19 protein-coding genes are annotated in these 18,549 nt (G+C 60.5%); 7 read left to right on the forward strand and 12 right to left on the reverse strand.

Translation table 11 applies throughout. The annotated features are described in order from the left end of the window. Positions 1–8: 8 nt before the first annotated feature. The 4 genes from RA27_RS08770 to meaB all read right to left on the reverse strand — a co-directional run bounded on the left by RA27_RS08770 (position 9) and on the right by meaB (position 3,516). The gene (locus RA27_RS08770; RefSeq protein ID WP_039536712.1) at positions 9–359 is read right to left on the reverse strand and encodes a hypothetical protein; all 351 of its coding nucleotides are present in this window, start codon (positions 357–359) and stop codon (positions 9–11) included. Between the two features lie 406 nt (positions 360–765). Further along, positions 766–1,053 carry a 50S ribosomal protein L28 gene (gene rpmB / locus RA27_RS08775; protein ID WP_008756960.1) on the reverse strand — a complete coding sequence of 96 codons (288 nt, stop codon included), beginning with the start codon at positions 1,051–1,053 and terminating at the stop codon, positions 766–768. Positions 1,054–1,223: 170 nt separating this feature from the next. Next, entirely contained in the window at positions 1,224–2,366 is a 1,143-nt protein-coding gene (locus RA27_RS23110; protein WP_052265203.1) for a Hint domain-containing protein, read from the reverse strand. A gap of 172 nt (positions 2,367–2,538) precedes the next feature. Next, positions 2,539–3,516, reverse strand: coding sequence for a methylmalonyl Co-A mutase-associated GTPase MeaB (gene meaB, locus RA27_RS08785; RefSeq protein ID WP_039536714.1), 978 nt, complete (start codon positions 3,514–3,516; stop codon positions 2,539–2,541). A 121-nt stretch (positions 3,517–3,637) separates the two neighbouring features. On the opposite strand from meaB, the gene hrpB reads away from it, so the two are divergent. The 3 genes from hrpB to RA27_RS08800 all read left to right on the forward strand — a co-directional run bounded on the left by hrpB (position 3,638) and on the right by RA27_RS08800 (position 8,302). Further along, on the forward strand, positions 3,638–6,079 hold the full coding sequence (gene hrpB / locus RA27_RS08790; RefSeq protein ID WP_039536716.1) for an ATP-dependent helicase HrpB: 2,442 nt from the start codon (positions 3,638–3,640) through the stop codon (positions 6,077–6,079). A 194-nt stretch (positions 6,080–6,273) separates the two neighbouring features. Further along, positions 6,274–6,732, forward strand: coding sequence for an NUDIX hydrolase (locus tag RA27_RS08795; RefSeq protein WP_039536717.1), 459 nt, complete (start codon positions 6,274–6,276; stop codon positions 6,730–6,732). A 91-nt stretch (positions 6,733–6,823) separates the two neighbouring features. After that, a complete protein-coding gene (locus tag RA27_RS08800) occupies positions 6,824–8,302 on the forward strand; it encodes an inorganic phosphate transporter (protein WP_039536719.1) in 1,479 nt (492 codons plus the stop codon). A 64-nt stretch (positions 8,303–8,366) separates the two neighbouring features. Here RA27_RS08800 and RA27_RS08805 read toward each other — a convergent pair whose 3' ends face one another. Both RA27_RS08805 and RA27_RS08810 read right to left on the reverse strand, forming a co-directional pair. Next, positions 8,367–9,341, reverse strand: coding sequence for a 2-dehydropantoate 2-reductase (locus RA27_RS08805; protein ID WP_039536721.1), 975 nt, complete (start codon positions 9,339–9,341; stop codon positions 8,367–8,369). 65 nt (positions 9,342–9,406) lie between these two features. Continuing rightward, positions 9,407–10,372 (reverse strand): pirin family protein, encoded by a 966-nt coding sequence (locus tag RA27_RS08810; RefSeq protein ID WP_039536723.1) that lies wholly within the window; start codon positions 10,370–10,372, stop codon positions 9,407–9,409. 288 nt (positions 10,373–10,660) lie between these two features. On the opposite strand from RA27_RS08810, the gene RA27_RS08815 reads away from it, so the two are divergent. Both RA27_RS08815 and RA27_RS08820 read left to right on the forward strand, forming a co-directional pair. Then, a complete protein-coding gene (locus tag RA27_RS08815; RefSeq protein WP_039537264.1) occupies positions 10,661–11,149 on the forward strand; it encodes a twin-arginine translocation pathway signal in 489 nt (162 codons plus the stop codon). Between the two features lie 5 nt (positions 11,150–11,154). After that, the gene (locus RA27_RS08820; protein ID WP_039536724.1) at positions 11,155–11,754 is read left to right on the forward strand and encodes a ferric reductase-like transmembrane domain-containing protein; all 600 of its coding nucleotides are present in this window, start codon (positions 11,155–11,157) and stop codon (positions 11,752–11,754) included. A 32-nt stretch (positions 11,755–11,786) separates the two neighbouring features. Here the strand turns inward: RA27_RS08820 and RA27_RS08825 are convergent, their stop codons facing one another. From RA27_RS08825 to RA27_RS08835, 3 genes are all read right to left on the reverse strand, one after another. Further along, a complete protein-coding gene (locus RA27_RS08825) occupies positions 11,787–12,134 on the reverse strand; it encodes a DUF1904 family protein (RefSeq protein WP_039536726.1) in 348 nt (115 codons plus the stop codon). A gap of 12 nt (positions 12,135–12,146) precedes the next feature. Further along, a complete protein-coding gene (argF, locus tag RA27_RS08830) occupies positions 12,147–13,073 on the reverse strand; it encodes an ornithine carbamoyltransferase (protein WP_039536728.1) in 927 nt (308 codons plus the stop codon). A gap of 75 nt (positions 13,074–13,148) precedes the next feature. Next, positions 13,149–14,336, reverse strand: coding sequence for an aspartate aminotransferase family protein (locus RA27_RS08835; protein WP_039536729.1), 1,188 nt, complete (start codon positions 14,334–14,336; stop codon positions 13,149–13,151). A 300-nt stretch (positions 14,337–14,636) separates the two neighbouring features. Between RA27_RS08835 and RA27_RS08840 the strand changes: the two genes are divergently transcribed. Then, the gene (locus RA27_RS08840; RefSeq protein ID WP_039536731.1) at positions 14,637–15,524 is read left to right on the forward strand and encodes a DMT family transporter; all 888 of its coding nucleotides are present in this window, start codon (positions 14,637–14,639) and stop codon (positions 15,522–15,524) included. A 10-nt stretch (positions 15,525–15,534) separates the two neighbouring features. Here the strand turns inward: RA27_RS08840 and RA27_RS08845 are convergent, their stop codons facing one another. From RA27_RS08845 to RA27_RS08855, 3 genes are all read right to left on the reverse strand, one after another. Further along, a complete protein-coding gene (locus RA27_RS08845) occupies positions 15,535–15,954 on the reverse strand; it encodes a NusA N-terminal domain-containing protein (RefSeq protein ID WP_039536732.1) in 420 nt (139 codons plus the stop codon). Next, positions 15,951–17,060 carry a Hint domain-containing protein gene (locus tag RA27_RS08850; RefSeq protein WP_052265205.1) on the reverse strand — a complete coding sequence of 370 codons (1,110 nt, stop codon included), beginning with the start codon at positions 17,058–17,060 and terminating at the stop codon, positions 15,951–15,953. Before RA27_RS08850 ends, RA27_RS08845 begins: the two co-directional genes overlap by 4 nt. Before the next feature lie 105 nt (positions 17,061–17,165). Continuing rightward, positions 17,166–17,969: an ABC transporter permease gene (locus RA27_RS08855; RefSeq protein ID WP_039537270.1), complete on the reverse strand. Its 804-nt coding sequence runs from the start codon at positions 17,967–17,969 to the stop codon at positions 17,166–17,168. A gap of 126 nt (positions 17,970–18,095) precedes the next feature. Here RA27_RS08855 and RA27_RS08860 point away from each other — a divergent pair. Continuing rightward, positions 18,096–18,549: GcrA family cell cycle regulator (locus tag RA27_RS08860; RefSeq protein ID WP_039536734.1), on the forward strand; the 454-nt coding region annotated here is incomplete at its 3' end.

Below are 18,549 nucleotides of genomic sequence, written 5' to 3' on the forward strand. Positions count from 1 at the left end.
GGATTGGATCAGGCAGTTACAGGCGGCGCACGCGCGGGTCGTTGCGGCAGCGGGGCAGAAATCTGGCTTTCGGAACGGCGCAGAAATACGGGTTGCGTCAGGGGTGGGGCCAGAGGCACATCAATCTGCGCCTGATGAACCGCCCCCAGCAGACTCAGCGCGTAGTCAGGGCAGTAATGGGGCGCCCGTGTCGGCTGGCCGTCTTCGTCCATGTAGACCACGACAGGCCCGCTACCGGTACACAGCACCATCTGCCCGACCGCACGGTCAATCCCGCGCGACTCGGCTATCCCCAGCCCAGTGAAGGCCACGAGCAGAGATAACGCAAAAGGCAGTAAGCTGCGGAAAAAACCTGTCATTGCAGCCCGGGTATACGTCCGCCCGCCAGTCTGCTTCAAGCGGAAAGGCGGGCCTGAGACAGTATGCCCAACCTAGGGTTTGGGCGGTTTGACCGTTGTGGCGTTTATTCCGGTATGCAGACGGTTCACCCGCCGTTGCATCTGTGTGCAACGTGCCAATACAGCTGCAATCGAAGCGGGCAATATAGACAGAAAACTCTTTACTTTTAATGGCATGAGGTCCCCCTCCTCAAAGATAATATGCACAAACATATGAAGCGTGCCCTGATCGGTCTGTGAACAAAATCACGGAAAGTGAAATTTAATGTTCGAATTGAAAACAATCAGGGAGAGGAGCTTCGCACCAGCACCAAAAAAAGCCCCGTACCGCAGGGTACAGGGCCGGGAACTTGCGTGTAAGGAAGGATCAGGCCGAGGCTTGTGCCTTGGCGATTTCCTTCTTCACTTTCAGCGCGTTGGCGGACAGTTCGTCATCCTTGGCTTTCGCCAGGAACGCGTCCAGACCACCGCGGTGATCAACCGAGCGCAGGGCAGCCGCCGAGATACGCAGCTTGACGCCACGACCCAGGGTTTCCGACTGCAGGGTGACGTCGTTCAGGTTGGGCAGAAAACGACGACGAGTTCTGTTTTTGGCGTGGCTGACATTGTTGCCAGTCATCGGGCCTTTTCCGGTCAGTTCGCAACGGCGCGACATGGTTTCTTCCTTTGTTTCTGGAGGCCGGGTACAAGACCCTCGGCCAAATCACAAGGGGCACAACCCGAAGTCGCGCCCGAAAACTGGTTGGATGCGTTTAGTGGGAATCGCGCATAGGGTCAAGACGGCTGCGGCGAAATCTTTGCACCCGAGTCGAATTCCCTGGAAGTTCAATTCGGGGGTATCCGCAACAGCGGCTTGTTATTCTTCAAATGCCGCGTGATCAACTGCGCCTGCAGCCGCCCACGGGGGATCGGGCGCGCTGGATCGGCACGGTAATCAAGATCGGCCAACTCGGGAAAAATCTCGAATATCTCGCGGCGGGACTCAGCGCTGAGTGCCTTCAGCGCCTCGGGGCCGGTATAGAGGCTTTCGGTCGGGGCGTTCTCGGCATAGATTACCTGATGGCGGTCGAACAGCAGATGAAAGTACTCAACGCGATCGACGCTTTCATCGACATAGATACCCGGCATCGCGGTAAGTTTGATGGCCGGAATCAGGACCTCGGTTGCGCCAAACATGCGCTGAGCGATTCTGGATTGCACCAGCATCCGGTGCTGGCGCGAGACCAGCAGGTCGCGACCGGGTAGCCCGCCTCCGAGCGTACCTGCCGGGATGCGCACCGGCCAGAGCCGGGGATTGTCCTGCAATGCCTTGCGATCAAAGCTTCGATTCCCGATCCAGCGGATCGGGCACAGCCCCCGCCCCAGGGTGGGGATCAGATCGCCGGGGCGCAACGTCTGGATCACCTCCGGCCCAAGCTGCGTCGTGATCCGCGTATCGCGCGTAAAACAGGGCATTCCGGTGCCATTTTCGAAAGCCGAATACGTAACCGTCGTGCCAGAAGGCAGCGTAAAGGTGCCGCTGGAGACCGAATAGGCAACCCCGTCTTCAACCGTGATCGTCCCGAATGTATCATCCGTGATCACGGTACCAACGGGCAGGTTCAGCGTATCGGTGCCGCTGCCGCCACGAATGTCGCCCGAGACAGATGTGCTGATGAAATTCAGCGTGTCATCACCACCACCCAACCGGATGTTACCCACGGTCGAGCCGCTGATATCAACTGTGTCGGCATCCGACCCGCTTGCGACACGCCCGCCCACGGTACTGCCGGTGATTGTAATCGTGTCGGTGCCCGCGTTCCCCAGAACATTGTTGGCGATGGTGCTGTCGGTGATGTCGATGTCATCGTTGCCGCCACGGCCCCGGATGTTATCGATCGGAGTACCTTGCGGCGTGCCGTTCAGCGTACCGTTGTCATTTGTGACATCGATATCGTCATTGCCGTTCGTTCCGTTGATATTGGGCATCTTGAAATGTCCCGTTCATCTGGCCATCCGGTGACATATCAGAGCACTGCGAACTCTGCTTGACGCAACTTAAAACTCGGCAACCCGTCATGAAAGCATAGCAATAGATGTAGAGAAAATACACCATTGGAACCGCAGCCAGCCGCCTTACCCTTACCGCCCCGTCAGGTTGTCAATGCCCGGAAAGGTCGGAAAGCATCTGCTCGGCGGCTGCCGAAGGGCTGATATTGCCCGAGCTGACCTTTGCGCCGAGTTCATCCATCCGATCACGCATCTGCGGTGTTGACAACCGCGCCAGCAAGGCATGGCGGACTTCCTGCTCGAACCAGTATTGCGCCTGCGTCGCCCGGCTGGTTGCCCAATGCCCGGCCTCGCGCCGCCAGGCGGTGAGGGTCTGCATCTCGGCCCATGCCTGTTCCAGCCCGTGTTCTTCAACCGCCGAGACAGTCATCGCTTTGGGGAACCCATCTGGGTCTTGGGGGCGTTTGCGCAGCAGGCGCAGCGCGCCGGCGTAGTCAGCGCAGGTGCGGGTGGCGGTGGCCTTCAGATCGCCATCGGCCTTGTTGATCAGCACCATGTCGGCCATTTCCATGATACCGCGCTTGACGCCCTGCAATTCATCCCCGCCTGCCGGGGCCAGAAGCAGCAGGAACAGATCGGACATCTCGGCAACCACGGTTTCCGATTGACCGACGCCAACGGTTTCAATCAGCACCACGTCGAACCCGGCAGCTTCACACAGCGCGATCGCCTCGCGCGTGCGGCGGGCAACGCCGCCCAGATGGCTTTGGCTGGGAGAGGGACGGATAAAAGCGTTTTTCTCGCGGCTCAGCCGCTCCATCCGGGTTTTGTCACCGAGGATTGAGCCCCCGGACCTGGCCGAGCTGGGATCGACCGCCAGAACCGCGACGCGTAACCCCTGCCCCGTCAGCATCATGCCAAAGCTTTCGATAAATGTGGATTTGCCCACACCCGGCGTACCCGACAGCCCAATCCGCAAGGCTTGTCGCCCGGCCCCGGCCAGTTCATCCAGCAACGCCGTGGCCTGCGCGCGGTGATCGGCCCGCCCGCTTTCAACCAGCGTGATGGCACGGGCCAGCGCCCGGCGATCTCCGTTCAATATCCTGTCAGCAAGGCTGTCTGTCTGCATTCCGAAACCATTCTTCTGCGGCACGACTACTTGCCGCCCTCGCGGGGGATTTGTCCAGAGCCAAGCTGCCTCGGGATCAGGGGAACTGGACCTCCGCCCCCAGTTCGCTGATAAAGCCCTGATGACACCACGGCTGCCGATAGATGATGCCCTTCCCGAATTGCTGGAAGCCCTGAAGACCTCGGGCCGGGCCGTGCTGCAGGCCCCTCCGGGCGCGGGCAAGACAACACGCGTACCACTCGCGATGCTGCAGGCCGGGCTGTGCAAAGGCCGAATCGTGATGCTTGAGCCGCGACGGCTGGCGGCGCGGGCCGCAGCCGAGCGTATGGCCGAAACGCTGGGCGAGCCGGTCGGCCAGACCGTCGGCTATCGTGTGCGCGGTGATGCAAAGGTATCGAAGACCACGCAGATTGAAGTCGTGACCGAGGGGATTCTGACCCGAATGCTGCAATCCGAGCCTGATCTTCCGGGCGTTGGAGCCGTGATCTTCGATGAGTTTCACGAACGATCCCTGAATGCCGATTTGGGCCTTGCGCTGTGCCTTGAGGTCACCGGCGCGCTGCGCGACGATCTGATCCTGCTGGCGATGTCCGCGACTCTGGATGCCGATCCGGTGGGTCAATTGATGGACGCGCCTCTGATCACCTCGGAAGGGCGCAGCTATCCGGTCGAGACACGGTGGCTGGATCGACCGCTGGGCGCGCAGGCGCAGCGGTTGGATGCGCTGATCGATCTGGTGGTTCAGGCCGAGCGGGAAACAAAGGGCGGAATGCTGGTGTTTCTGCCGGGCGAAGGGGAAATCAGACGCGCCGAGGCCGCTTTGGCCAGCCGCCTGCCCGGCGATTGCACCTTACGGCCCTTGTTCGGCGCATTGCCTTTCGCCGCCCAGCGCGCCGCTATTGCACCGGTGAAAGCAGGCCGAAAAGTCGTTCTGGCAACCTCGATCGCCGAAACCTCGCTGACCATACCGGACATCCGTGTGGTGGTGGACATGGGGCAAGCCCGGCGGGCGCGATTCGATCCGGGTTCGGGCATGTCGCGGCTGGTGACCGAGCGGGTGACGCGGGCCGAGGCAACCCAACGCGCGGGCCGTGCCGGGCGCGTGGCGGAAGGCGTGTGCTACCGGCTGTGGTCCAAAGGCGAAGAGGGCGCGCTGGCCGCCTACCCGCCTGCCGAGATCGAAGCCGCCGACCTGACCGGGCTGGCACTGGAACTGGCGCTCTGGGGTGCTGAACCGGGCGATCTGGCGTTTCTGACCCCTCCGCCCGAGGGTGCACTGACCGAGGCGCGGTCTTTGCTGACGATGCTGGGTGCGCTGGATGGCAAAGGGCGGATCACCGAACATGGGCGTGCTCTGGCCGCACTGCCGCTGCATCCGCGTCTGGGGCACATGCTGGTGCGCGCGGGGGGTGAAGCAGCACCTTTGGCGGCACTGATGGCTGAACGGGACCCGCTGAAGGGGGCGCCGGTCGATTTGTCGCTGCGGCTCGAAGCTCTGCGCGATGTGCGTAGGTTTCAGCGCAACCGCGTCTGGCAGGTCAACATGGCCGCGCTGGATCGGATCAAGGGTGAGGTAAAACGGCTGCGTGCACAAGCCCGCGACGCGGGCGATCTGAGCCCGGCGGCGATGGCGGCGCTGGCCTACCCTGATCGGATCGGGCAGCGGCGCAAGGGCGACGTGCCGCGCTACGTTCTGTCCGGGGGAAAAGGTGTCGTACTGGAAAGTGACGACACGCTGGCGGCAGCGCGTTATCTGGTGGTGAGCGATACAGACGGAAACCCGCGCGAGGCGCGGGTGCGGATGGCGGCGGAAATCTCGGAGCGCGATATCCGCGACCTGTTCGGCGATCAGGTCGAATGGGTCGACAGCTGCGACTGGTCGAAACGCGAGCGCCGGGTGGTGGCCCGGCGGCAGGAGCGGTTCGGGGCGATCACGCTGGATGACCGCGTCTGGAAGGATGTGCCAGAGGACGCCGTAGCGCGGGCGATGCTGGACGGGGTGCGCGACCTGGGTCTACGGCTTGAGGGCGCCTCTGCACGGTTGGCGGCCCGGGTCGAACTGGTGCGGGCCGAAGGCGCAGACCTGCCGGATTTCTCGGAACCCGGGCTGATGGAGACGCTTGAGGAATGGCTGCTGCCGATGCTGACCGGCATCCGAAACGCAGACGGCTGGAAGCGTTTCGATCTGCTGCCGGCCCTGCGCGCCCGGCTGGACTGGGCCCAGACGCAGGAGTTGGATCGTCGTGCTCCGGGCTCGTTCGTGACACCATTGGGCCACAAGGTGCCGATCGACTATGGCGGGGCGGTGCCCGAAATCTCGATCCGTCTGCAGGAGCTTTTTGGCGTGACGCGGCATCCGGTGGTTGGTGGCGAACCTTTGAAGATTACACTTTTGTCCCCCGCTCAGCGACCGATCCAGATCACGCGCGATCTGCCGGGGTTCTGGGCCGGGTCTTACGCGGATGTACGCAAGGACATGCGGGCGCAATACCCCAAACACCCCTGGCCCGAGGACCCGACACAGGCCGATCCAACCCTGCGCGCGAAACGTCGAAAAATCTGAAATCACCCCTTGATTGCGTTTATTGCGGCAGAAAGGCGTGGCGTAAACTGCTCATAATGTTGCAGAAACATGCGAATTTCGATGAAATTCGACCACATTCCCCTGTTATCCGGCGGGTGTATTGTTAACTCCGCAATACATGATTATGTAACTTTTCCAACGTATAAAAAAACTCAAGCCCGAGCAGATTGAACATGACGAAATGGATACGCAGCATCTGGGAAGAGGTCGCGCGCCCGCTGATCCAGCGCCCAAGACGGGTGCAGGTGGCAGCCCTGTGCACGCGCAGCGCGGGCCCGGGGGATGATGTTTTACTGATTACCAGCCGCGGGACCGGTCGATGGATCATCCCCAAGGGCTGGCCGATCGATGGGCTCAACGGGCCTGAAACCGCCTTGCAGGAAGCCTGGGAAGAAGCTGGTGTGCGGGCAAGTGATGTGCAGAAAGATCCGGTAGGCCATTACTCCTACGACAAGCGATTGGACGACGGGACGGCGCAACAGGTTGTCACCAGCGTTTACCGCATTCAGGTGACGGATTTGGCCGACGACTATCCCGAAGCCGATCAGCGCAAGCGCTGCTGGGTGTCCCCCAAAGTAGCCGCCGAACGGGTGCAGGAGCCTGAATTGCGCGATCTGTTGCTGCAGATGTAGCGAATCTACGATTATTTGATGACATCGCGGTTGCCGCTGGCACCGGAAACAGATAGCGGCGGGCGTCAAACAAAACGGCCCTTGTGTACTGATGTCAAATCTACCCAAAAAAGCCCGCTGGCATGCGCTGGACAGCGACCTTCATCGTATCTCGCGCATTGAGTATGCCAATGCCCATGTCGCACGCCCCCTGCTGGCGCCCGGAATTGCATTGGCCTTTATCGCTCTGGCAGGACTGGCCGCAGCGGTTCTGTTCGGACAGGCAGATGGCGGGCTAATCGTTGTCGCGGCGGCCGCGTTCGGGGCCTATATGGCGATCAATATCGGCGCCAATGACGTGGCCAACAACATGGGGCCGGCGGTGGGTGCAAACGCGCTGACCATGGGCGGTGCCATCCTGATCGCCGCCATTGCCGAAAGCGCAGGGGCGCTGCTGGCGGGGGGCGATGTGGTCTCGACGATCTCGAAGGGGATCATCGACCCTGCCTCGGTTCAGAATAGCAACGTCTTCATTTGGGCGATGATGTCGGCTCTGATCTCATCAGCGCTGTGGGTCAATCTGGCCACCTGGGTCGGGGCGCCTGTATCAACCACGCATTCAGTTGTGGGCGGCGTGATGGGTGCGGGCATCGCCGCGGCAGGTTTCAGCGCCGTAAGTTGGGGCACGATGAGCGCAATTGCGGCCAGCTGGGTGATCTCACCCGTGCTGGGTGGCGTGATCGCCGCAGGATTTCTGGCGCTGATCAAACACAGGATTCAGTATCAGGACGACAAGATCGCTGCCGCGCGCCGTTGGGTTCCCATTCTGGTCGCGGTGATGGCCGGAGCCTTTGCCACCTATCTGTCAGTCAAGGGCCTGAAGCGGATCGTCAAGATCGATCTGGAGTATGCGGTGCTGATCGGGCTGGCTGGGGGAGGTCTTGTTTGGGCCGCGACGGTACCGTGGGTGCGGCGAAAATCCGAAGGGCTGGAGAACCGGACACGGTCATTGAAAACGCTGTTCGGCCTGCCGCTGGTGATCTCGGCAGCGTTCCTGAGCTTTGCACATGGGGCCAACGACGTGGCCAACGCGGTGGGCCCGCTGGCTGCGATCGTTCACGCGGCCGAGTTCGGAGATTTTGCCTCGAAAGTGTCGATCCCGACCTGGGTCATGGTGATCGGAGCGTTCGGCATTTCCTTTGGCCTGTTCCTGTTCGGCCCCAAGCTGATCCGCATGGTGGGCAGCCAGATCACCAAACTGAACCCGATGCGAGCGTTCTGCGTGGCGCTGTCGGCAGCCATCACCGTTATCGTGGCCAGTTGGCTGGGTTTGCCCGTCAGCTCGACTCATATCGCCGTCGGGGCAGTCTTTGGCGTCGGGTTCTACCGGGAGTGGCACGCCGAGCGGCGTTGGAAGTACTCGAACCGTCAGAGGCCTGCCGAGCTGCGGCTGGCGCGCGAGGAGCGTCGGCGGCGCAAGCTGGTGCGCCGGTCGCATTTCATGACCATCGTGGCGGCCTGGGTGATCACTGTTCCTGCGGCAGCGATCATGTCGGCGGCGATCTTCTGGCTTTTGACCGCGTTCAGTTGATCCGGTTGTTTTGCGAGGCTCCGCCTCGCGCTCCGAGATATTTTTGGCCAGATGAAGCGGCGGGTCAGGGTGCAATCTGATAGGCTGAGAGAGATGTGCCCGGGGCTTGCGCAATCAGTTTGTAGACGCGGCTGTTGATCGGTGTCTCGATCGCGTGCAATTGGCTGAGCTTGATGATCTCACCCTGCAGGCTGTCAATTTCCGTCGGGCGGCCTGCCATAAGGTCATAGGCCATCGAGGTTCGCGCATCGGGATCAATGGTCAGCATCCGCGCTGCGATGCGCGAGAATATCGGCGTTGGAAGCCGCAGGATGTGTGGTGTCATCCATGCTGGCAGCGGCGTAGTGGAAGCTACATCGATGCCTGCCGCTTTCAGAACGCTCAGCGCTTCCGCCATCTGATCAGCCATCAGACGCCGCCAGTCCCGGTCAAGCAGTTGGTTTTGCAAGGTTAGCCCTGACAGGGCGTTCAGCGCGTTGTTGAGGTTGATCACCAGCTTCCCCCATTGTACCGCCTCAATCCTGCCGCTTTCAGTGACAGGCAGATTAGGGGAGCTGAGGTGATCGGCCAGCGCACCCGGACCGTGTTCGATGACGATCTCACCCGAAGTGGCACGATGATAAGTAGCTGTGTCAGATGGCACCACGTTGAAGGGGACCATACCGGCCCGCACATCACGCCCGGAAAGCGCGGCGCGCAGGGTGCGGGCATTCTCAAGACCGTTCTGCCAGGACAGAACCGGGGCTGTGGCTGGCGCGTTAGTTGCAATCAGTCTAGCCATCTCAGCCGTCGCCCCGGATTTCACGGTCACGATGACCAGTTCTGCGTCGCCGAGGCAGGCGGGATCGTCGCTCAGTCTCAGTTGATTGGCCGGGACGGTGACATGTAAACCCGAAAAGTCGGTCACCGTCAGACCTTGTTCGCGGATCGGGTCCAACACTCGGGCGCGGCCCAGCAGAGTGACCGCATGACCCGCATCGGCCAGCAATGCTCCGCAATAGCAACCTATGCTACCTGCGCCCGCGACGACAATATTCATGGCGATCCTCCGCTATACGCTCAAGGATCACCGGGATTATTCAGCGGGGCAAATGTGACGTCAGGTCATACGCGGGCTAGCCTTGGCCGGGTACGTTCAAGCTCTTCCGGGATGGGAATGAACTCCTGATCGTCGCCGGGCGGCAACTGGAAGGCTCCTTTAGCCCAATCGGCGGTGTTCCATTCGCGCGTCGCAGTGTCGATCTTTTCCTTCGAGGAGGAAACGAAATTCCACCAGATATAGCGATCCTCATTCAGGGTTGCGCCGCCCAGCAGCATCAGCCGTGCGCCAAAGGCTCCTGCCTTGACTGACAGTTTGTCACCGGGTCGAAACACCATCATGCGCCCTTCGTCGAATTTGTCACCGGCCACTTCGATCGAACCTTGCGTGACATAGACGCCGCGATCTTCGTGATCGTCAGGCAAAGGGAACGACGCGCCGGGGGCGAGTTGCACGTCGACATAGAAGGTCTCGGACAGCATCGTCACCGGGCTCGTTTCGCCATAGGCCGAGCCGAGGATCAGGCGAGCGTCGACGCCATGGTCTTCGATTTGAGGCAGTGCACCCTGCTTATGGTGTTCGAAATCGGGAGCCATGTCTTCATGCGCTTCCGGCAGGGCGAGCCATGTCTGGATACCGAACAGCTTGTTTTGTCGTGCGCGGGTTTCGTCGCTTGTGCGCTCGGAATGTGTCACGCCACGGCCGGCGACCATCCAGTTGACCTCACCGGGATAAATCATCTGGTGCGTGCCGAGACTGTCACGATGTTCAAACTCACCCTGATACAGGTAGGTGACGGTGCCCAACCCAATGTGAGGATGCGGGCGAACATCGATCCCGCCTTCGGTGATGAACTCTGCCGGGCCCATCTGATCGAAGAATATGAAAGGACCGACCAGTTGTCGCTTAACCGATGGAAGCGCGCGGCGTACCTCAAACCCACCCAAGTCACGGGCGCGCGGGATGATCAAAGTCTCAAGCGCATCGTTTTCAGAGGCGCATTCGGGGTTATGGGTGGGGTTCCAACTCATTCCTGATCTCCCTTTGCTCGATCAAGTCGGGCGGCGCTCTGTTCGCCATTGAACGATATATGGCTGGATCGAATTCAGAAAAGCGCAAATTCGCACAGTGATCGTGCGATCTGCTCCTTGCATTGCCTGCGACTTAATAAATTCCTCACACAGCCGTGAAGCGGATCGCACTATACTCTGTCTGCTGGTCCTCGGATTCTCGGGCAATCGTGCTATCCTTTGTTATCGGGTTTCGCCGGTTCGCAAAGACTGGCTTCAGACAGGGTTCGATTGACGGGAATGTATGCGATGACACGACTACAGATGACGCGGCGTTCGTTTATCTCAACCGGGGTCGGAACGATCGCAACCGGGATATCTGGCCTGATTGTACCCGCCCGCGCCGCGGGTCTTGAACCGACACCTTCTATGCGGGGCGGGTCCAACAACTACCGGCCCGGCGCGCCCATCGTCGACCGGATCGGAGGCGGTGGTTTCTGGATGACGGGCACCGTACGGCGTGCGGGGGATGGCGCCCCATTGCCCGGTCAACGCATCCAGATATGGGCGCATACGACCGAAGGGCATGAACGCGACCAACGCAGCCATGGCGCAACTCTGACCGATGCGAATGGCGAGTTCCGGTTGGAGATGCCCCAAATCGTGCCAGCCTTTGGTCAGGCACACGGACATCTTGCCTATGATAGCGGTGAGTTCGAGACGGTGTTTCTACGCCCCGTCATGGCGCGTTCAAAGGATAAGACCCTAGCCGCTCATTTCGTCTTGCGACCTGTCTGACACCAGTGCGCCGCGCCTATTTCGCCTGGGCGGGTCTGTTCGCCGCGCTGACAGTCCCGTTGATCGCGGCGGCAACAAGCCCGCTGCTGGCATGGCGTGACCCGGTATACATCATTGCCGGGTTTGCGGGGATTATCAGCATGGGGTTTTTGTTGCTGCAACCGCTTCTGGCTGGACGAGACCTGCCGGGGTTATCCCCGATGGCAAGCCGGCGCTTGCACAGATTGATTGGTTTGAGTTTGGTCGCCGCCATCCTCATCCATGTCGGTGGCCTATGGGTAACAAGCCCCCCGGACGTGGTGGACGCGTTGTTGTTCGTGTCCCCAACACCATTCTCTGCCTGGGGTGTTGTCGCAATGTGGGCCGCGTTTGGGGCGGCCCTGCTGGGGATTTTCCGGCATCGTCTGAACCTGCGGTTCCGCGTCTGGAGATTGGGTCACACTGCCTTGGCCAGCGTGACTATCCTTGGCAGCGTGGTGCACGCCATGTTGATCGAAGGCACGATGGAGGTCATGACCAAGACGGCGCTTTGTGCGCTTGTGGTGCTGGCGGGGGCGGCGACGCTGGCAAAGCTCCGAGTCTGGGATATCAGGCGGCGCAACTGAACGCGGATGCGCCGCCGGAAGCCGGGCACCGACTATGGCCCGGCCAGCCGTTTGGCATAGGACGCGCGGTTCATCTGAACGTCTTGCACCGTGATACTGCCGACCTCGGGCATCGCTTCGGCCAGCACATCCAGAATGAGGGCGTTAAGCGCCGTGCGCGTCGCCTCGTCGCGCCCTTGCATAAGCATCAGCGTGGCGTGGACAAAGCTCTGAGGCTCTGAACCGATGCGATAATACGCAACGGGCGTGGCGCGGATTTTGATCGTGTTGGCGTCGAATTCCCGATGATCTGCCAGCACCGAGAACAGCCGGTCGCAGGTAGCCTGAACATCATGGATCTGTTCGATACCTTTCGAGAATTCCAGTTTCACATGAGGCATGGTGCTGCCCTCTTACACGCCCAGACACCAGCGCATCACCGCCTTTTGCGCGTGCAACCGGTTTTCAGCCTCATCGAAGATGACCGAGTTGGGGCCATCCATGACCTCGGATGTCGCCTCTTCCTCGCGATGGGCAGGCAGGCAGTGCATGAACAGTGCATCAGGTTTGGCATGAGACATCAGTTCAGCATTGACCTGATAAGGGCGCAGCATGTTGTGGCGGCGTTCCTTGGCGGACTGGGAATCGTGCATCGACACCCAGGTATCGGCAACCACCAGATCAGCGCCTTCGACGGCTTTGTGCGGATCGCGTTCGATGACGATTTTTGACCCTTGCTGGCGGGCAAGCCCCATGAACTCTTCTTCCGGGTCCAGCTGGGCCGGACCGGTGAAGGTAAAATCGAATCCGAACTGACCGGCAGCGTGCAGGAATGAAGCGCAGACATTATTGCCATCGCCAGTCCAGACGACCTTTTTACCGGCGATGGGGCCGCGATGTTCTTCGAAGGTCAGCACGTCGGCCATGATCTGGCAGGGATGCGTGCGATCTGTCAGGCCGTTAATTACGGGCACGTCGGAATACTCGGCCATCTCGGTCAGGATGGTTTCATCAAAGGTCCGGATCATGATCATGTCGACATAGCGTGACAGCACGCGGGCGGTGTCGGCGATAGTTTCACCGTGGCCCAGCTGCATATCCTTGCCCGACAGCACCATGGTCTGCCCGCCCATCTGGCGGACACCCACGTCGAAAGATACGCGTGTACGGGTCGAGGGTTTTTCGAAGATCAGCGCGACCATGCGATCCTTCAGCGGCTGCTCGTCATCGGGCGCGGCTTTGGGGCGGCCGAGACGGGCCTGTTTCATGGCACCCGCTTGATCGATCATGCCCCGCAGGGCGGTTGCGTCAGTTTTGTGGATATCAAGGAAGTGGTTCATATTTTGTCGCTTTTGTCTGTCGACGGTCGGGGGCACTGCCCCCGGACCCCCGGAGTATTTTGGAAAAGATGCAGCTCAGGCGGTCGCGAGCTGGGATTCGATCTGTTCGGCAGTTTTGTCGAGGCGGATCATGGCTTGGGCGATATCGTCCTCGGATAGCGTAAGTGGGGGCAGCAGGCGTATGACGTTATCTGCGGCGGGAACAGTGATGACTTCATTGTCATAGCCTGCGTTGACCACATCGATATTGGGTGCCTTGCATTTGATGCCCAGCATCAGCCCCGCCCCGCGGACCTCTTCAAAAACCTCGGGATGATCGGCGATCAGGCCTTCGAGTTTCTGGCGTAGCAGGCCGGCCTTGCGGTTGACGCCTTCAAGGAATGCGGGCGTGGCAACCTGATCGATCACGGCGCAGCCCACCGCGCAGCCGAGCGGGTTGCCGCCATAGGTCGAGCCGTGGGTGCCTGCGGTCATACCGCTGGCGGCCTCTTCGGTCGCCAGAACCGCACCCAGCGGGAAGCCGCCACCGATGCCTTTGGCGACCATCATGATGTCAGGCGTGATGCCTGCCCATTCATGCGCGAAAAGCTTGCCGGTCCGGCCCACGCCGCATTGAACCTCATCAAGGATCAGCAGTAGGTCGTTGTCATCGCAGATCTGACGCAGGGCCTTGAGTTCTGCGTCAGGCACAGGGCGAATGCCACCTTCACCTTGAATCGGCTCGATCATGATGGCCGCGGTCTTGTCGGTGATTGCGTTGGTGACGCCGTCGAGGTCGCCGAACATCACATGCACAAAGCCGGGCAGCAGCGGACCGAAGCCCTGGGTCATCTTTTCGGACCCGGCGGCGGCGATGCCAGCCGAGGAACGCCCGTGGAAGGAGCCATCGAATGTGATGATCTCAACCCGTTCGGGCTGGCCTTTGTCATAGAAATACTTGCGGGCCATTTTGACCGCCAGTTCGCAGGATTCCGTACCGGAATTGGTGAAGAACACTGTATCGGCAAAGGTATGCTCCACCAACTTGTCAGCCAGCGCCTGCTGCTGCGGGATGTTGTAGAGGTTCGAGACATGCCAAAGCGCATGGGCCTGTTCCGTCAGGGCCGCAACCAGTGCCGGATGCGCGTGGCCCAGCGCATTCACCGCTATCCCCGCGCCGAGGTCCAGAAAACGTCGGCCATCCGCCTCGGTCAGCCAGGCGCCCTCGCCCTTCACGAATGTCAGGGGCGCGCGGTTATAGGTCGGCAGAACGGACGGGATCATCGGATCATCCTTTTCGAAAGATTAGACCTCGTGAGTGATACACGAAGTGCGGGTTCGTCAACTGATTTGGTGGGATTTACGCCAATTTGCAGGCCGCAATGGATCAAACGGGCCGGTTACGCGGTCAGGCGTCGGCGTCGGAGGCGCAGGATATGTGCGTGTTTGATCATGCTCGCCGTATAGCGGGGCGCGTCGCATCTGAAAAGACCGAATATCATTGGGTGTGAAATTTCGCTCTGATCGCTGTCGCTTGCGCATTTCGCGCTTGCTATTCCCTGCCTGCTGCCGCACCGCTGGGGCATGTTCATCGCCAAGCCCCATAATCCGCCGCTGGCGGCGTTGTTGATCTTTATTGCAAGCGCATTTCTAGCCGCGACGACCCTGTTGGCCAAAGCGCTGGGCACCGACGCGTTGGGGCCACCACTGCATCCAATGCAGATCAGCCACGGGCGTTTTCTGTTTGCGTTTCTGGTGATTGTCACTGCGGTCGGTATTTTGCGCCCGCAACTGCGCCGCCCCCATTGGGGGCTTCACATCGGGCGGACGAGTTTCGGATGGCTGGGGATTACGCTGATGTTCGCCTCGGTCGCGTTCATCCCTATGGCGGACGCGACTGCCATTTCCTTTCTGAATCCGGTTTTTGCGATGGTTCTCGCGATTCCATTGCTGAAAGAGGGTGTCGGACCGTGGCGCTGGCTGGCGGCCGCCGTAGCGCTGACTGGCGCGTTGATTCTGCTTCGGCCGACACCCGAAAGCTTTCAGCCCGCCGCCTTGCTGGCCCTGACTGCGGCTGTGGTGATCGGAATGGAGCTGATTTTCATCAAGAAACTCTCGGGCCGCGAAATTCCGATCCAGATTCTGCTGGTGAACAATGCGATGGGGCTGACCATCGCCTCGGTCGCGGTGAGTTTTGTGTTCCAGATGCCCACACCGGCGCAATGGACCGCTCTGGCAGGTATTGGTGTACTGATGGCCTGCGCACAGGCCTGTTTCGTGAACGGGATGGCGCGGGCGGATGCTTCGTTCGTGGCGCCTATCAGCTATGCAACGCTGATCTTTGCAGCCCTCTACGACTTTGCCGTATTCGATGTGGTCCCGGACAACGTCAGCCTGATCGGGTCGGCCATCATCCTGACAGGCGGGCTGATCCTGGTCTGGCGTGAGGCGCGGGCACGGAAGGCGCAGTAGGGTCTGAAACTCACCGGCTGGTGATTTTCAGGTTCTCAACCCGGGTCTGTCTGGGCTGCATCCATTCGGAAATCCTGTGCGGATGAATCGGGGCAAGCGCGTTCACGACATACTGGCCGGGCCGAGCTTCCGGATGCGACTTGCGCAGATCGTCAAGCGCCACCTCGCGATACTCGTTTCGCATCGCTTTCACGACTTTCAGAACCTGCGCAAGCTGGACCGTTCCATCGGCTTTTATCTGCGCCCAGAACTCATATTCTGGCCCATATTCAGCCTCGGCGGCGCGGACATACGAGGCTTCGACTTCCCGGATCGCGACTTCTTGAGGAATGCCTTGTTCTTTCGATATGGCCCCTGCCAGCGCCAGCAAGCTTCTGTCAGCTTCCAGAACCAGTGGTTCCGCAATCTCGACAATCGGATCTTCAGTCATGCCGAAAGCTCCACTGCCGGTTTGCTATTCTGCACCAGGCGTTCGCACAGCCGATCAATTTGCTTCCGGTGGGAATGCAGGGCGCGCGCAGGCACGGGGTGGGCGTGATCGTCAAAAAGTTCCGGGAACAGGAGCGTCAGTTCTTCCATCGCCTCGGACCCAAGCACTTTCAGGGCCTCGGGCCCGAAATAAAGAGATTCTGTATAGGCCTGCTGTGCCACCACGATTGAATGCTGTTCCAGTGCAAAGTGGAAATACGCGACCTCCTCGCAGGTTTCGACGACATCAACACCCGGCAGCCGCGTGAGTTTCCGCGCCGGTATAAGTGCTTCGAAATCACCCAGAACCCGCTGTGCCACTTTCGAGCGCACCATTAAACGGTGCTGAGGTGAGACCAGCAGATCCGCATTCGGCATCCCCGGACCCAGCGCATCCTTGCGCACCATTACCGGGCGCATTTTCGGATTGGCCAACAGGTCAATGCGATCCAGCTTCTTTGATCCGATCCATTGAATCGGCTGGGGCGCGCCGTCCAGCGTTGTGACAAGGTCACCGACCTCAAGATCGTCTATTTCAACCTCGCCCTCAGGTGTGAGGATTCTGGTGCCCGAGGTGAAACAGACCATCAGCGACACGTTGTCGAGGATTGTCCCCAGACTGTTATTGTTACCCTGCTCGGTGAACCGCAGGGTATACGTTCCCTCGGCGCCGAAATCGAACTCAAACTCGACCCGGTCGAAGCTGCCCACGGTGGTTGGGTTTACCGTTTGCGCGAAGACGACATTGTTGCCGGCATCCAGCACCTGAACCAGCACCGGATCTGCGGTGGTGCCGCTGGTGTTCCGCGCCCCGATATCAAAGCTCAGCGTCGCGCTTTTGTCATCACCAGCGACAAAAAAGCTCTGCTCGACAACCGAGGTAACGCCGGAATTGCCATCCAACTCGATCACAAGGTTCGACCCGTCCCCACCCGAGAAATATAGCGATTCCTCGCCAACCTCGACCTCGGTGCCGGACCAGGCACCATAAGAGTCCGCGACAATGTAACCGCCTGTCACGCCGGGCGATTGAAAGTCGCCGCCAGCTATGAGTTCGATCGCGGGCATGTTCAGGTCCTTTGAAAACTGCACATGTTCGGGCTTGTGGAAACGAACCCGACGAAAGCCGGTGCAATAATCGTTTCGGATAAGAACGTTAACATGAGATTACGTTCAGGCCTTTAACCTGTAGCCGGTGCGCAACATCTGCCAGATCAGGCCACAAATCAGCACGGTTGCCGCACCGCAGACCGCAAGGCCCAACAGCGGAGAACTGTCTGAGACACCAATCATACCATATCGCAGCCCATCGATCAGATAGAAGACCGGGTTCACATGGCTGAGACGGTTCAACAGGGGTGGCAGCGCCTCGACCGAGTAGAACGTGCCCGACAGGAACGCCAGGGGCGTGACGATGAAATTGGTGATCGCCGCCATCTGGTCGAACTTGTTGGCAAATATCCCGGCCAGAAGGCCCAGCGCACCCATGAACGCGCCGCCCATGATCACAAACACAACCGCGACCAAAGGGTTCTGCGGCAGCAGACCCAGAACCAGCGCAAAGGCAGCAGCGACAACCAAGGCGATCAGGACGCCCCGGACGACGCCTCCGGCAAGATAACCCAGCAATATCTCAAGCGGTGACAACGGCGGCATCAGCGTGTCCACGATATTCCCCTGTACCTTGGCAATGACCATCGAAGACGAGGTATTGGCAAAGGCGTTCTGAATCACGGTCATCATCATGATGCCCGGCGCCAGAAAGGTCAGGAACGGCACGCCCATCACGTCCGGGCGGCCCGGCCCGATGGCAATGTTGAAGATCAGCAGGAACAGCCCCGCCGTGACCAGAGGGGCCAGCAGGGTCTGTGTCCACACCGCCAGAAAGCGCAGGGTTTCGCGCTGCGCCAGCGTATAGAGGCCCATCCAGTTGACCGCTCCGAAGCGGCGCGAGTCCTGATTCGAGAGATTCTGCATGATCTGCCCCATACCTGATTCGAAGACCGCTTGTAACTCGGCCCGCAGTGATTAAAATAGGGGGCTGAGACGATTTCCCAAGGCGGCCCGAATCCGGGGCCGCTTTCCGCTTTTGAAAGGCAAATGATGTCCTGGACTGACGAGCGTGTAGAGCTGCTGAAAAAGATGTGGGGCGAGGGCCAGTCGGCCAGCCAGATCGCAAAAGAACTGGGCGGCGTAACCCGCAACGCGGTGATCGGCAAGGTGCACCGTCTGGGCCTGTCGAACCGCGCCACCGGCGCGAGCCCCGCCAAGGCCGAGCCCAAGGAAAAACCGGCCCCCGCGCCCAAGGCTGAGGCCAAGCCAAAACCCGCGCCCAAGACCGAACCGGCCCGCCCGGCCCCCGCGCCCGAGGCCAAACCGGTCACCCCGGCCCGCCGTCCGATCATCCCCGCCGGTCAGCCTCTACCCCCGCAACCTTCGGCCAATGAGATCAGCCCCGAGGCGCCGGCCAAGGTCAACGAGGTCGAGAAGAAGGCCAAGAAGCTGACGCTGATGGAACTGACCGAGAAAACCTGCAAATGGCCCGTGGGGGATCCCG

This window comes from Ruegeria sp. ANG-R (assembly GCF_000813985.1).
Taxonomy (GTDB): Bacteria; Pseudomonadota; Alphaproteobacteria; order Rhodobacterales; family Rhodobacteraceae; genus Ruegeria.